Here is a 12,453-nt window from a genome sequence, read left to right as displayed (position 1 = left end):
TGCTGGTGGCCGTCACGCTGCTCCCGGCCGTACTCGGCTTCGCGGGCGAGCGGCTGCGGCCCCGGCCCGGATCCCGCGCGGCCCGGCGGGAGTCGGCGGACGGCAGGCCGGCGCTGGGCGCGCGCTGGGCCGCGCTGGTGACCCGGCGGCCGCTGCTCACCACGCTGGCCGTGGTCGTGGTGCTGGGCATCATGGCCGTACCGGCGGCGGGGTTGCGGCTCGCGCTCACGGACAACGGTTCCGCGCCCGCGGACAGCACGCAGCGGCAGGCGTACGACCTGACCGCCGCCGCCTTCGGGCCCGGCTTCAACGGCCCGCTGCTGGTGCTGGCCGGCGACACGGACGCCGAGGCTGCCGCCGCCCTGGCCCGCAAGCTCGGGACCGTCGACGGAGTGGCCGCCGTGGGTCGTCCCCAGCTGTCCGCCGACGGCCGCTACGCGCTGATCCAGGTCGTCCCCGCGACCGGCCCGCAGGACGAGCGCACCGAGGACACCGTCGCCGCGATCGAGGCCGCGGGCGGCGACGCCGTGGGCGTGACCGGCGTGACCGCGATCGGGCTCGACATCTCCGAGCGGCTGCGCGCGTCGCTCGTACCCTTTGCCGTGGTGGTCGTGGGGCTGGCCTTCCTCCTGCTGATGGTGGCCTTCCGGTCGCTGGTCGTGCCGCTGAAGGCGACGCTCGGCTTCCTGCTGTCGGTCGGCGCGACGCTCGGCGCCGTCGTGGCGGTCTTCCAGTGGGGCTGGCTCGCCGACCTGGTGGGGGTCACCCGCACCGGGCCGGTGATCAGCTTCATGCCGATCATCCTCATGGCCGTGCTCTTCGGCCTGGCCATGGACTACGAGGTCTTCCTGGTCAGCCGGATGCACGAGGAGTACGCCCACAGCCGCGACCCGCGCCGCGCGGTGCTGCACGGCTTCCGCGCCTCCGCGCGCGTGGTCGCCGCGGCCGCGCTGATCATGATCGCGGTCTTCGCGAGCTTCGTCCCGAACGGCTCGCCGACGCTCAAGCCGATCGCCTTCGCCCTCGCGGTGGGCGTGCTGCTGGACGCGTTCCTGATCCGGATGACGCTCGTGCCGGCCGTGCTGGCGCTGGCCCGGCACGCCGGCTGGTGGCTGCCCCGCTGGCTGGACCGCATCCTGCCGGACCTGGATCTGGAGGGCGCGGCACTGGACGCACCGGCCGGGCGGGCCGATCCGGAGCCCGTCGTGGTGGTGTGATGGGGCCCGTGGATCGGATCTTGGTGGTGGACGACGACCCGGGCCTGCGGGAGCTGCTGCTGTCGGCCCTGCGGTTCGCCGGCTTCGAGGTGGAGGCGGCCGCGGACGTGCCGGCCGCCCTCGCCGCGATCGGCGCCCGGGCGCCGGACGCGATCGTGCTCGACGTGATGCTGCCCGGCACGGACGGCTTCGACCTGCTGCATCTGCTGCGCTCGCGGAAGGTCGACGTGCCGGTGATGTTCCTGACCGCCCGCGACGAGCTGGACGACCGGGTGCGCGGGCTGCGGATGGGCGGCGACGACTACCTGACCAAGCCGTTCGACGTGGTGGAGGTCGCCGCCCGCCTCGAGGCCCTGCTGCGCCGCGCACGTCGCGGGACCGCGGGCTCCACCGACGACGTGCTGCGCTGCGCCGACCTGGAGATGGACCAGGCCCGCCACACGGTGAACCGCGGCGGGCAGCCGGTCGAGCTGTCGCCGACCGAGTTCCGGCTGCTGCACTACCTGCTGTCCAACACCGGCCGGGTGGTGTCCAAGGCACAGATCCTGGACCACGTCTGGCAGTACGACTTCGGCGGCGACGCGGGCGTGGTCGAGCGCTTCATCAGCAACCTGCGCCGCAAGATCGACTTCGGCGGGCCGTCGCTGATCCACACCGTCCGCGGCTTCGGCTACAGCCTGCGTCCCGGGCCTCCGCGGTGATCCGGTCCATCCGCGGGCGGCTGACGCTCGTCCTGGTGCTGCTGCTCGCCGCCGGCCTGCTGCTGGTGGCGGTGGCCAGCGTGGTCCTCGTCCGCCGCTACCTCGCCGAGCGGGTCGAGGCGGGCCTCGTCGCCGGCGCCACCCGGGTGTCCGCCGCGCTGGCGGGCCGCAGCGAGTACGAGCTGACCGCCGAGCAGCTGGCCCTGCTGCTGCCCAAGGACGGCACGGCCCTGCTGGTGGACCGGGCCGGCCGGGTGCAGCTGAGCGCCGGCGCCCCGGTGCCCGCCCAGGACCGGCTGGCCGGCGCCGCCGCCGGGCTCACCCCCGGCCGGGTACGCGAGGTCGACGGGCCGGATCCCGTGGTGGTCACCCGGATCCCCACCCCGGGGCTCACCGTCGCCCTGCAGACGGGCGACAAGATCCGGGCCGAGGCCGTGGTCGTGGCCGTGCCGACCGACGACGACCGGGGCACCGTACGGCTGCTCACGGCCGTCAACCTGATCGGCGCCGCCGTGGCGCTGGTGCTCATGGGGGTGCTGGCGTCGGTGCTCACCCGGGTCGGGCTGCGGCCGCTGACCCGGATGGCCCGCACCGCCGACGCCATCGCGGCCGGCGAGCGGGAGCTGCGGCTGCCCGCGAGCCCGGCCGGGCCGGAGACCGCCGCCCTGGCCGCCGCCGTCAACAACGCGTTCGACGCGCAGAACCGGGCCTTCGACGCCCGCCGCCGGGCCGAGGACCGGCTGCGCAGCTTCGTCGCCGACGCGAGCCACGAGCTGCGGACGCCGCTCGCCACCGTGCACGGCTGGGTCGACCTGTACGTCCAGGGCGGCCTGCGCGATCCCGACCAGCTCGACCACGCCATGGAACGGGTGGCGGCCGAGGTGGGCCGGATGCGCCTGCTCGTCGACGAGCTCGCGCTGCTGGCCCGGCTCGACGCGGCGCGCCCGCTCGACCGGGCGCCGGTGGACGTCGTGGCGCTGGCCGCCGAGGTGGTCGACGACGCCCGGGTGGTGAGCAGCGATCGCGTCATCACGCTGGAGGGTGCCGGCCCGGCGGTCGTCGACGGCGACGGCCCGCGCATCCAGCAGGTGCTGCGCAACCTGGTTGGCAACGCCGTCCAGCACACCACGCCGGGCACCCCGGTCACCGTCGTGGTCGGTCACGACGGGACCGCAACCACCATCACGGTACGTGACCAGGGCGACGGCATCGCGCCCGAGCACCTGCCGCACGTCTTCGAGCGGTTCTACCGTGCCGATCCGAGTCGCAGCCGGGACGGGGGCGGATCGTCGGGCCTCGGGCTGGCCATCGTCGAAGCCATCGTCACGGCCCACGGCGGCACCGCCACGGTCTCGTCGGTTCCCGGCGAGGGCACCACCGTCCGCGTCACCTTCCCGCCGCCGCGGTGATTACCCGGCGGCGGCATCGCCTTCCCGCCGCCGCGGCGTGATCAGCCGGCGGTGTCGAGTTCATCCGCCAGGCTCGTGCAGACGGGGGCCACCTCGTCGAACGTGGCGCGGATGCGGTCCTCGTCCCACGCGGGCGGCTTCCCGGCGCGGGCGTCGTCCTCGATCCGGGCGAAGAGCCCGGCCAGCGCGGTCACGCCGAGGTTGGTCGCGGATCCCTTGAGGGCGTGCGCCTGATCACGTACGCCGTCGATGTCGCCCTGTCGCGCGAGTTCTTCGAGCCGGTCGATGCCCGGTGGCGTCTTGGTCACGTACGAGCGCAGCATCCGGACGATCAGCGCACGCCCGGGCCCCGGCTCCTCCCAGTCGCCGATCTCGTCGAGCCGCGCGCGGATGCCGCCGTGGTGATCGGTGGTCACCAGTCGTCCGACGCGACCTGGGCGCGCGGCAGCAGGCTCGTGAGCGTGCCGGCCAGCACCTCGGGGTTGACGGGCTTCTCCAGGTACGGCGCCGTGGCCTGCACGAGCCCGGAGCTCAGCGCGACGTGCCGCGGGATGCCGCTGAGGTACACGATCTTGATGTTCGGATAGATCGACGCGACCCAGCGGGCCAGCCCCCCGGGCACCTCCCCGGGCAGCGACAGGTCGGCGATGAGGATGTCGATCCGCCCGGCCCGCTCCCGGCAGATGGCCTCGGCGCCGCTGTTGTCCGCGGCGGCGAGCACCTCGAAGCCGCGCCGGCCCAGCGAGTGCGCCACGAGGTCACGCACGTCCTCGTCGTCCTCGACGATCAGGACGACGGGGTGGGCGGAATGCGGGGAGTACGGCAAGTCGGCTACCTCCACCTGCGAGGCTAGGCGACCCCGGCCCGGCGTACGGGGCGTTCAGGGAGATTGCACCGGATATCCCCCCGGCGCCCACGGCATGCTGCTCGCCTGCGCGGGCGGGGTGTCCCGGCGCTCGGTGCTGGCGAAGCCGGAGGCCCGCGGCGGCTCCTGCGGCCACCCGCCGGCCTGGTGGAAGAGCTGCAGCGCGACCCGAGCGACCTCCTCCAGCCCGGCATGCGCCTCGACCTCCACCGTGGCGCCCGGGGTCTCGATCTTGACCTTGGTCGCCTGCGGCGGCTGCGGCGTCACGGCGATCAGCGGCGGCGTGGCGGGGGCGTCGTCATCGCTCACCCCTTCATGGTCGCCGGAATCGGCCGCCCGGTACAGAGGTCAGTCGCCGGCCGGCTCGGTGACGAAGTCGATGAGGCGTTCCATGGCGTTGATCAGCGGCGTCTCGACGTCCTTGTAGCTGCTCACGCTCGCGAGGATGCGGCGCCACATCTCGTACGGCTCGGCGACGCCGACGGCACGGCAGACGCCCTCCTTCCAGTCCTGGCCGCGCGGGACCTCCGGCCAGGCGCGCAGGCCCACGCTCGCGGGTTTGACCGCCTGCCACACATCGATGTACGGGTGGCCGGTGACCAGGACGTCCGGATCGGTGACCGCCGCGACGATGCGGCTCTCCTTCGAGCCCGGGACGAGGTGGTCGACGAGGACGCCGACGCGGCGCCCGCGGTTCGGGCGGAAGTCACGGACGGCGCCGGCCAGGTCGTCGATGCCGTCGAGGGGTTCGACCACGACGCCCTCGATGCGCAGGTCGTCGCCCCAGATGCGTTCGACCAGGGCCGCGTCGTGGATGCCCTCGACCCAGATGCGGCTGGCCTTGGCGACCTGCGCCTTGACGCCGGCGACGGCGACCGAGCCGGAGGCTGTGCGCTGTTGTCCCGGGGCGGCGGCGGGTGCGGCCGGGCGGCGCAGCGTCACCAGCTGTCCGTCCAGGAGGAAGCCGGCCGGCTCGAGCGGGAAGTTGCGGCGCTTGCCGTGGCGGTCCTCGAGGACCACGGCGCCGTACTCGAAGCCGACCACCGCGCCGCAGAAGCCGGCGGCGGCATCCTCGACGACGAGGCCGGGCTCGGCGTCCACCTCCGGTATGACCTTGCGGCGCCGCCAGTTGCCCGAGAGCACGTCCTCCCCATACATGAGACGCACCGTAACTCCCGTACGCCCGGACACGCCGGTCCGACGCTCCGGCCGAGACAAGTTCGCGCGATGGCACGTACCCTTGCCTGCATGTCCCCCGCAGCAGATGCGGCGACGCTGACGGCGCGCCGGTCGACCCGGTTCGTCGCTTGGGTACGCGCCTGGCGCGCCGGTCTCGTGCCCTTCGACGAGCTGGCCGACGAGATCGCCGGAGACGAGGAACACCTCGTCGCCGATGCCCCGGGCACGTGGACCGACGTGTCCCTGGCCCAGGCCCTGCCGGCGCTGGCCAAGCTGCACCCGGACGACATCCGCCTGGTGCTGCCGGTGCCCGGCGACCCGCGCGGCCTGCCCGGCCCGGGCGAGCTGACCGGCGCCGCGATGCTGGCCGGCGAGGCGGTGATGACCCCGGACTACGGGGTGGTGCCCGAGGTGCGCACCCACACGTCCGGCTCCGGCGTGACGTTCGAGACGGTGTTGTGGCGCTTCCATCCCGTCGCCGACTACAAGCCGGTGTTCCAGATGGGCTCCGCGGAGGCCGAGTCCGAGCTGACCCGGGTGCTGGCCGAGGCGACGACCCAGCTGGCCCGCCTCGACATCGCCCAGTGGCGCCCGGAGCTGGCCGGTGCCCTGCAGGCCCTGCGCCGCCCGGAGAGCACGGCGACCCTGCCGCCGGGCTTCGACCCGCGCTCGCGGCGGCTGTTCGCCCGCGCCAGCATCCTCGACCAGGTGCTCGCCCTCGCCGAGCACAACGCCCCCGGCGGCGCGGTCAACAACTACGAGGCCCAGCAGCGCGATGCCGCCCTGCGCCCGCTGATGGGCGCCTGCCGCCAGGCCCTCGTCGCCGCCTGCAATTCCCCGCTGCATGCCTGACCGTTACGCGCACTGCACGTTCTGCGGCGCGCGCTTCACCCCCGGGCAGTCCTGGCCCCGCCGCTGCGCCGCGTGCGGGGAGACCAGCTATCTCAACCCGAAACCGGTCGCGGTCGCCCTGCAGCCGGTCGGCTCGGGCCTGCTCGTGATCCGCCGCGCGGTCCCGCCGGCCGCGGACCGGCTGGCCCTGCCGGGCGGCTTCATGGAGACCGGCGAGACGTGGGAGGAGTCGATCGCCCGGGAGCTGGCCGAGGAGACCGGCGTACGCGCGGATCCCGCCGCCGTCCGCCTCTTCGACGCGGTCAGCGCCCCGGACGGCACGCTGCTGATCTTCGGCCTGCTGCCGGCCCTGGCCTCCCCCGCCGACCTGCCGGAGCACACCGACGACGAGACCCGGGGGCGCGAGGTGCTGGAGCGCCCGGAGCCGCTCGGCTTCGAGCTGCACACCCGCGCCGCGAACCGCTGGTTCGAGCAGGTCGCCGCGGGCTTCTAAGGGCGCAGCGTGCGTGCCAGCGCTTCCCGGAACGCCTTGTCGTGCCGGGCCACCTCGGCGATGCGCTGCTCGAGCGCTTCCGTCGCCACCGGGTCGGCGGGGTCCGCGCGCAGCACCGTGAGCGCGGCCCAGATGCGCGCGTCGGACCGGCCCAGCCCGGCGAGCAGGTCGACGACGCGCCGGTCGGCCGCGGGTTCGGAGGTGCCGTAAAGGGCCCGGCGGAAGAAGGCCGACGCCGCACCCGTGGCCACCGTGGCGGGATCACGTTCCATGCCCGTCACTGGCGGACAGGAAGGCGTCGATGAGGCTGATCAGGCGCACCGGGGTCTCGTACATGGCGTAGTGGCCCGCCTCCCCCAGCACCTCGAGCCGCCCCTGGGGATAAAGAGGCAGCCACGTCGCCGCGATCACCTGAGCGCTGATCGCCGGGTCGTGCACGCCGACGATGGCGAGGGCGGGCACCGGGTTGCCGGCCAAGCGGGCGGCGAAGTCGGTGCGGGCCCAGGCCCGCAGGTACGCCCCGAACGCCCCGCTGTCCGACGTGGCGAGATTTTCCCGCACCAGAGCGTCCACCCACCGTGGCGCGAGACGGCCGCCGGTGACCAGGTCCACGATGGTGCGCCGGTGCTCGACGCTGTCCGCGGCCCCGGAGAAAAGCGCCCAGCCCTGCTCGTCGAAGGGCACGCCGCTCGCCGGGACCGGGCTGATCCCGATCAGGTGCGTGACCCGGCCGGGCGCGTCCGCGAGCAGGTGCTGCGCCGCGCTGCCGCCCATCGAGTGCCCGACGACGGCGAACCGGTCCCAGCCCAGCTCGTCCGCGACCGCGAGCGCGTCGGCGGCGATCTCGGCGATGGTGTGCGCACCGGCCACGCCCTTGCGATAGCCGTACCCTCGATAGTCCGGGAAGGCCCATGTCTGCCGCTCGCGGTCCACCAGCTCCGGCAGAAAGCCCCACCCACGCGCCGAGCCGAACCATCCGTGTAACGCCAGAACGCGCACAGGTCCACTACCCACAGTCGTCGTCATGGGTCCGATTATGGGTTCTCTAAGGTGACACCCATGACGTTGACCTTGATGGCAGTGCACGCGCACCCGGACGACGAGGTGACCAGCACCGGCGGCGCGCTCGCACGGTACGCGGCCGAGGGCCTCACCACCATCGTGGTGACCTGCACCGACGGCCGCTGCGGCGACGGCCCGGGCGGGGTCAAGCCCGGCGAGCCCGGCCACGACCCCGACGCCGTGGTGGCCACCCGCCGCCGCGAGCTGGAGGCCAGCTGCGCGGTGCTGGGGGTCACCCATCTGGAGACGCTCGGCTACCACGACTCCGGCATGATGGGATGGCCGGCGAACGAGGCGCCGGGCGCCTTCTGGACCACGCCGGTGCCTGAGGCCGCCGAGCGCCTGGCCGAGCTGATCCGCCGGCACCGCCCGGACGTCGTCGTCACCTACGACGAGAACGGCGGCTACGGCCACCCCGACCACATCCAGGCCCACCGCGTGACAATGGCCGCGGTCGCCCTGGCCGGCACGCCGGCCAAGGTCTACTGGAGCGCGGTCCCTGAGTCCTGGATCCGCGACTTCGGCGACCGGATGCGCGAGCTGGGCATCACCTGGGACGAGCCCGAGGAGGTCCCCGACTCGGCGCCCGCCGGCGTCCCCGACGACCAGATCACCACCCGCCTGGACATCAGCGCCTCCACCGGCCGGCAGTACGACGCCCTCGCCGAGCACGCCAGCCAGGGCGACAGCGCGTTCTTCCTCAACCTGGGCAAGGAGGGCTTCGCCAAGCTCATGGGCACGGAAACCTACGTACGCGTCCACGACTCGACCGGCGCCCCGCTCCCGGAGGACGACCTCTTCGCGGGCCTCCGCACCCCATGACACGCTGTGCGTCGCCCGCGCCTGCGCCCCTCTCACCGCCGGCGTCGCCGTGCCCGCCCGGGCGCTGCGACTCTCCCTGGCTGCCGGGTGTCGCCGCCGGTGGTCCGGTGGTCCGGTAGTCCGGCCGCCGCCGCCGACCGACCCGCGCGCCGCCGCCGTCGCGGTGCGCGAGCCCGGGGGACCGCGCCTGCTGTGCAACAGTGGTGACGTGCCGAAGAGGGTCGACCATGAGGTGCGCCGCAAGCAGATCGCCGAGGCCGTCTGGCGCATCGCGGCGACCCGGGGCCTGCAGGCGGCAACCCTGCGCGAGGTCGCCGCGGAGGCCGGCGTGTCCGTGCGGCTCGTCCAGTACTACTTCGAGACCAAGGACCGCCTCCTCCTCGCCGCCCTGCACTACGTGACCCGCGCGATGGCCGACCGCATGGGCGAACGCCTCCGCGCCCTGGGCCGCCCGCCGGGCCCCCGCGACGTCATGCGCATCTGCCTGGTCGAGGCCCTGCCCACCGACGACGAAAGCCTGATGATGGCCCGCGTCCACGGCGCCTTCTACTCCGCCGCCCTCACCGACCCCGCCCTGGCCGCCGCGGCCGCCGCCGGCCCCGACCCCCTCCCCCAGGACTCGATGGAAAAGGTCCTCACCGCCCAGATCCGCCGCGCCCAGGAGGAAGGCGAAATCCCCGCCACGGCCGACGCCACCCAGGAGGCGCGCGGCCTCGGCGCCCTGGCTGCCGGCCTGTCTTCCATGGTCCTCGTCGGCGCCCGCACGCCCGGCGAGGCCGTCGAAGTCGTCACCTACCGCCTCGACCGCCTCTTCACCGCTCCGCCCCCCGCCACCTGACATCCGGCCCGGAGCCACCGCGCCGCCCCGGCTATCTGAGCAGTGTTGATGAACGACCGGTGTGGCATCCGGTGACGGAGGCCGACCGTACCTGGTTGACGCGTCAGGATCTGCCTTTAGCCGGCCGGCCGTTGTCTGATCTGGTCCACGACATCCGCACCCACGTCCTGCCGTACCCGATGGGCAACGGTCACCCCCGGTTCTTCGGGTGGGTGAACTCCGCGCCGTCGACGGCTGGTGTGCTGGTAGCACCGATCGCCGCCGCGCTGAATCCGAGCTGTGCCGGCGGCGACCACGCCAGCGTGCTGCTGGAGCACACCGTGCTGAGGTGGCTCGCCGACCCGGCCGATTCCCGCACCGGCCGGGCGGAGGGCTGCTGACCAGCGGCGCTTCGACGGCGAGCGTGGTCGCGCCAGCTGCTGCCCGCCAGCGCGCCGGGACCAGGATGGCGTCGACGTCCGTACGGAAGGGCTCTACGGTGCCCGCCGATGGTCGTGTATGTGTCCGCGGCCCAACACTCGACCTACGCCCACGGTGGTCGTCTCTCGTGAGCTCGTGTGTATGAAGTGACGGCCTCGGGGGGCATGGTCGTCGATGCGTACAGCGCCTATGAGGAGAATGAGCATCCCTTCGGTGCCGCCCTCGCAGACCCGGTTGCCAGACGGTGAGGTAGCCGCACCGGCGATGGGCGGGTGGCTCGGTGGTCCGGCGCCGGTGCCGTCGGAAAGCATTGCCTTCGACGATGGTGCCGCGACGGGAGGCCATCAGCTGAATCGCCGCTGAGGGCGCGGCCAACCAGCAATGCGGCGATGGCAGCTTCTCGCAGAGAATCTGCGCTCTCCGCCACCGTCACCCAGCGGTCCGACCCTCTTGGTGTCCCGGGCGGTGAGATCTGCTGCCTCAGATGCCAAGGAATTCGTTCGGCTCACCCAGTAGATCGACGACCGATTCCTCCGGACGGCGAGGCGGTGTCTCGCCCAGCAGCTCAGCCAGTGCTCGGCGATCGTCGGGCGGTGGTTCGAGTTCGACGAAGCTCGATAAGAAGCGACGCCGATTCTGCACAGCCGCAGGCTCGACGCCCAAGGCTTGCCACATTTCTGGCGGGAGGCTCATATGGTGCCCCGAAAGTTCAACAAAGGACCGGGATCCACGAAGTCGACGTTGCCGAAGGCAGCGGTAAGTCGAGGAACCCCGCGGCCGTCGGGCTCGTACTGCTCAGCCAAATAGCTTCGCGGTAGTACGGTCAGTCCGCGAGTACGCCGACTTCCTCGCGGGCGGTGCTCTCGGCCGTGCCCTTGAGTCCTTCGCCGATGGCACCGCACCCGGCAAGGCGCTGGTGGCCAGAACCGACGAATTTCTCGCGATGAATGCTAGTCAGGATGCCGAGAGCTTCTAGCGTACCGGATTGCCGCGCAGCCGTCTCCCGACTCGGCCACGGCCACGGCCACCGAGCCGTAATTGCTCTCTTCCTGGTGGTTCGCGCCAGCTGCCTAACGACCGAGCGATCTAAGCGCTCCTGCTTACGCGCAAATCTAAGAGCGGTTCCACGAGGATCTCCGGGAACCACGTCCACCGCCGCAGCTTTGGCGGGAAGGTCCTCGTGGCGGGGACAAGGCGGAGCTCTACAACGAGGGGTCGGCCGTTCCTGCCGACCCTCGTTGCGTAGCGGTCCGCGAGATGTCTACGGTGAGAGATAGAATTTGCTAGAGTTCATCCGTTGATCTGGGCAAAATTCGGCTGTCAATATGTTGCGTTCCGGCCAGTCGCTGAGGGACTCGTGGAGTGTGCGCAACGCATGATTGACGTTGTCGCAGTCGTCGGCGAGCAGGTAGAAACGATGTTCGATGAGAGAGGTGACGGTGGTGCTGAGATCATAAAGGTCGGGGCGGCTGACTTCAGCGTGATAACGTAGGCGTTGCACGAGGTGATCGATAAGTTTGCGATCCACCTCCTTCGGGCGCCTTGGGAGCACGTGCACGGTGCCGTCGGTGCTGTAGATGACGGTGATCGCGCGAGGGAGGTGCCCGCTCGCCTGCGTCGTTCCCAGATAACGCACCGGATTGTTGTAGCGACTTCCCCGGCTCGCGTCCCCTGTGCCGGCGGCTATCCCATCCAGGATCACGCCGATCGCGTGACACCTCCCCGTCATATCGACCAGGATCGCGCCGTCCATCGCCGTAAGTTGCTCGGTCAGCTCGCTGTCCAGAACGGCGGGCTCGGTCCTCCATGCCTGAGGCATCAGCCGTTGAGCTTCCTGCTCCGCGTCTGCAGCGATCACTAGCATTGCCCCGTGGTGATTATTCGCGGCCGCCCGCGCCAGCCGCTGCAGTTCGGCGGTGTCGGCTTCGGGCATCAGCCAGTCGATCACCTCCGGCAGGTCCGTATCAATCGGAGAAGCTGCTAGGGATCCCTGCTCGGCCCAGCCGTCCTTGACTCTCAACAGCATCCGATCACCCTGCCAGAGTTGCCAGGTTCCGCGCCCTGTGAATTTGATGGTCGTGTGCTCGGCGCTGGCGGCTTTCGACTCCTCTGAGCGAAGGCCGCCCAGACCGTAAATCTTCTGCTGGTGCATCAGTAGTCCGATGGAGGGTGAGGTAGCCTCCATCAACTTCCGGACGGCGGGCAGATCAGTCACCGGCACCGGTGGGTCGATCTTGATCCTGGGTGCGACGAAGGGATCCTCCGGATCTGCGATGATGATCGATCCCTGGCCTTCCCTTCCCTCGTACGGAAGAGCGGAAATGCGACTCAGGAGGATGTCGCCATCGCGTTCGTACTTGGCTCCGGTTGGGTCCAAGACCGCGGCGACGAACCGCGCTGACGCCGTTCGGAGCATCTCGAATTTTCGGACCGAGAGGGCGGAGGCGGAAAAGCCTCGATAATCAGCTGCCAGGTACAGAGCGGACTGCTCGAGCACGTGCGCGATAACGCAATGGGCGAGCGCTACTCCACGCCTTGCGCCGTCGGAGCCGAACCGGTAATGCGTAGGTGCATTATTCAGCTCATCGACCGAAA

16 protein-coding genes are annotated in these 12,453 nt (G+C 71.8%); 8 read left to right on the top strand and 8 right to left on the bottom strand.

Annotation, left to right across the window (positions count from 1 at the left end; translation table 11 throughout):
- The 3 genes from RBH18_RS40145 to RBH18_RS40135 all read left to right on the top strand — a co-directional run.
- On the top strand, nt 1-1,217 hold a 1,217-nt coding region (locus RBH18_RS40145; RefSeq protein ID WP_306215762.1), incomplete at its 5' end, for an MMPL family transporter.
- The gene (locus RBH18_RS40140) at nt 1,217-1,918 is read left to right on the top strand and encodes a response regulator transcription factor (protein WP_306215761.1); all 702 of its coding nucleotides are present in this window, start codon (nt 1,217-1,219) and stop codon (nt 1,916-1,918) included. The genes RBH18_RS40145 and RBH18_RS40140, both read left to right, overlap by 1 nt.
- Nucleotides 1,915-3,327: a sensor histidine kinase gene (locus RBH18_RS40135; RefSeq protein WP_306215760.1), complete on the top strand. Its 1,413-nt coding sequence runs from the start codon at nt 1,915-1,917 to the stop codon at nt 3,325-3,327. The genes RBH18_RS40140 and RBH18_RS40135 overlap by 4 nt, the downstream gene beginning before the upstream one ends.
- A 41-nt stretch (nt 3,328-3,368) precedes the next feature.
- Here the strand turns inward: RBH18_RS40135 and RBH18_RS40130 are convergent, their stop codons facing one another.
- The 4 genes from RBH18_RS40130 to RBH18_RS40115 are packed head-to-tail and all read right to left on the bottom strand — an operon-like array spanning nt 3,369 to nt 5,350.
- Nucleotides 3,369-3,743: an Hpt domain-containing protein gene (locus RBH18_RS40130; protein WP_306215759.1), complete on the bottom strand. Its 375-nt coding sequence runs from the start codon at nt 3,741-3,743 to the stop codon at nt 3,369-3,371.
- On the bottom strand, nt 3,740-4,168 hold the full coding sequence (locus tag RBH18_RS40125) for a response regulator (RefSeq protein ID WP_306215758.1): 429 nt from the start codon (nt 4,166-4,168) through the stop codon (nt 3,740-3,742). The genes RBH18_RS40130 and RBH18_RS40125 overlap by 4 nt, the downstream gene beginning before the upstream one ends.
- Nucleotides 4,169-4,207: 39 nt before the next feature.
- Complete coding sequence (locus RBH18_RS40120; RefSeq protein WP_306215757.1) at nt 4,208-4,501, bottom strand: hypothetical protein; 294 nt, start codon at nt 4,499-4,501, stop codon at nt 4,208-4,210.
- Between the two features lie 39 nt (nt 4,502-4,540).
- Complete coding sequence (locus RBH18_RS40115; RefSeq protein WP_306215756.1) at nt 4,541-5,350, bottom strand: DUF3097 domain-containing protein; 810 nt, start codon at nt 5,348-5,350, stop codon at nt 4,541-4,543.
- A gap of 90 nt (nt 5,351-5,440) precedes the next feature.
- Between RBH18_RS40115 and RBH18_RS40110 the strand changes: the two genes are divergently transcribed.
- The gene (locus RBH18_RS40110; RefSeq protein WP_306215755.1) at nt 5,441-6,223 is read left to right on the top strand and encodes a hypothetical protein; all 783 of its coding nucleotides are present in this window, start codon (nt 5,441-5,443) and stop codon (nt 6,221-6,223) included.
- Nucleotides 6,216-6,716 (top strand): NUDIX domain-containing protein, encoded by a 501-nt coding sequence (locus tag RBH18_RS40105; RefSeq protein ID WP_306215754.1) that lies wholly within the window; start codon nt 6,216-6,218, stop codon nt 6,714-6,716. The genes RBH18_RS40110 and RBH18_RS40105 overlap by 8 nt, the downstream gene beginning before the upstream one ends.
- On the opposite strand, the gene RBH18_RS40100 is transcribed toward RBH18_RS40105, so the two are convergent.
- A complete protein-coding gene (locus tag RBH18_RS40100; RefSeq protein WP_306215753.1) occupies nt 6,713-6,988 on the bottom strand; it encodes a hypothetical protein in 276 nt (91 codons plus the stop codon). The two genes, RBH18_RS40105 and RBH18_RS40100, sit on opposite strands and share 4 nt — an antisense overlap.
- Nucleotides 6,978-7,742 (bottom strand): alpha/beta fold hydrolase, encoded by a 765-nt coding sequence (locus RBH18_RS40095; RefSeq protein WP_306215752.1) that lies wholly within the window; start codon nt 7,740-7,742, stop codon nt 6,978-6,980. Before RBH18_RS40095 ends, RBH18_RS40100 begins: the two co-directional genes overlap by 11 nt.
- Nucleotides 7,743-7,775: 33 nt before the next feature.
- On the opposite strand from RBH18_RS40095, the gene RBH18_RS40090 reads away from it, so the two are divergent.
- The 3 genes from RBH18_RS40090 (at nt 7,776) to RBH18_RS40080 (ending at nt 9,818) form a co-directional block, all read left to right on the top strand.
- Nucleotides 7,776-8,600, top strand: coding sequence for a PIG-L family deacetylase (locus RBH18_RS40090; protein ID WP_306215751.1), 825 nt, complete (start codon nt 7,776-7,778; stop codon nt 8,598-8,600).
- A 208-nt stretch (nt 8,601-8,808) separates the two neighbouring features.
- On the top strand, nt 8,809-9,438 hold the full coding sequence (locus RBH18_RS40085) for a TetR/AcrR family transcriptional regulator (RefSeq protein WP_306215750.1): 630 nt from the start codon (nt 8,809-8,811) through the stop codon (nt 9,436-9,438).
- A gap of 131 nt (nt 9,439-9,569) precedes the next feature.
- Nucleotides 9,570-9,818 carry a hypothetical protein gene (locus RBH18_RS40080; RefSeq protein WP_306215749.1) on the top strand — a complete coding sequence of 83 codons (249 nt, stop codon included), beginning with the start codon at nt 9,570-9,572 and terminating at the stop codon, nt 9,816-9,818.
- 520 nt (nt 9,819-10,338) lie between these two features.
- On the opposite strand, the gene RBH18_RS40075 is transcribed toward RBH18_RS40080, so the two are convergent.
- Both RBH18_RS40075 and RBH18_RS40070 read right to left on the bottom strand, forming a co-directional pair.
- A complete protein-coding gene (locus RBH18_RS40075; RefSeq protein ID WP_306215748.1) occupies nt 10,339-10,500 on the bottom strand; it encodes a hypothetical protein in 162 nt (53 codons plus the stop codon).
- Nucleotides 10,501-11,119: 619 nt separating this feature from the next.
- On the bottom strand, nt 11,120-12,453 hold a 1,334-nt coding region (locus RBH18_RS40070), incomplete at its 5' end, for a hypothetical protein (protein ID WP_306215747.1).

This window comes from Actinoplanes oryzae, from assembly GCF_030757795.1.
In the GTDB taxonomy this organism is placed as follows: domain Bacteria; phylum Actinomycetota; class Actinomycetes; order Mycobacteriales; family Micromonosporaceae; genus Actinoplanes.
The sequence above is the reverse complement of the archived record's forward strand: the minus strand, read 5'-3'. Positions and strand labels throughout refer to the sequence as shown.